1 protein-coding gene is annotated in these 728 nt (G+C 65.2%); it reads right to left on the bottom strand.

Going from position 1 to position 728, the window contains the following annotated elements; genetic code table 11:
* A partial coding sequence (locus tag NKH49_RS34790) for a recombinase family protein (RefSeq protein WP_352930227.1) occupies positions 1-728 on the bottom strand: 728 nt, incomplete at both ends.

Below are 728 nucleotides of genomic sequence, written 5' to 3'. Positions count from 1 at the left end.
TGCGCGGCAATCCTGCTCTCGATCTCGCCGACACGCGTAAGCGCCCGGTTCCATCGCAACTCCAGTTCCGCCGCGACCAGCCGGTTCTGCGGATCGATGGCGTCGTATTGCCGGAACGCCCGATCGGCGTTGTAGCGTGCCGCCTCGCGATCGCGCATCAGAGCATCGCGGACCTGATCGCGGCGACTGGCCGCTTGCGCTTCGGCCTCGACGGCCGCGGCTATCGCTGCCGGCTCGACAACCCGCAGAAGAGCTTCCTCGATGGCGTCGTCGACGCGTAGTCCACCGAAGGCGATGCAACGCGGCTCGCCATTGTCAAGCAGACCACGCCAGCAGGAATAGCGCGGAATGTTGTGCTTGGTTCCCGTGTAGCGGACCGTCAGCTTGCGGCCGCAGCGCCGGCAGCGGACAAGGCCGGCGAGCAGAGCGTCGCCATGCTTGGGCGCCCCGTGATGCCGGCTCGTGGGCACGTTGTCGCTCACCATCTTGCGGATCGCTTCCGCCCTTTCCCAGCTGACGTAGCCTTCGTGTGCACCCGGGATCAGCGCCAGCCATTCATCACGCGCCTTACGGCGGCTGCGCGAACGAATGGCTGTTGCATCATATCCCGACGCAGCACGAGTCTTACCATAGGCGTAGGCGCCGCCGTAGATCGGGTTCTCGATCATTCGGTGGATGGTCGCATAGCTTGGCCTGCGCCAGACCACATCGCCATTGTTGCGCTTGGC

It is taken from the genome of Mesorhizobium sp. M1088 (assembly GCF_040318575.1).
Lineage (GTDB): Bacteria > Pseudomonadota > Alphaproteobacteria > Rhizobiales > Rhizobiaceae > Mesorhizobium.
Note: the sequence above shows the minus strand (reverse complement) of the source record. Positions and strands in the feature narration are given on the sequence as shown.